Origin of the sequence: Anabaena sp. CCY 9910 (assembly GCF_963920875.1) — a bacterium.
In the GTDB taxonomy this organism is placed as follows: domain Bacteria; phylum Cyanobacteriota; class Cyanobacteriia; order Cyanobacteriales; family Nostocaceae; genus Trichormus; species Trichormus variabilis.
On record NZ_CAWUDJ010000159.1, the window covers coordinates 1 to 226 of the forward strand.

At 68.6% G+C, this 226-nt stretch carries 1 pseudogene; it reads left to right on the forward strand.

Annotated features, from left to right (window positions below):
* Positions 1 to 226: pseudogene (locus tag ACM5QX_RS29685) on the forward strand (two-component sensor histidine kinase); the annotation flags it as partial.

Consider the following 226-nt stretch of genomic DNA (forward strand, 5'->3'; position numbering starts at 1 on the left):
AGCGCCGCACGGATCAGATCGAATTACGCCGTCGTGTTGGCCGCCCTGGTGTTCGCCGTCGCGGCCATCTTCATCGCCGACACCCTGACCGACTACGCCGTCGCCGTGGCCATTTTCCACACGGCGGTCATGCTGGTGGCGACGCGGTTTCTGGGCGTGCGGGCGGTGGCGGCGCTGGCCGTCGCCTGCGTGGTCCTGACCTGCCTCAGCTTCGTGCTGACGCCGT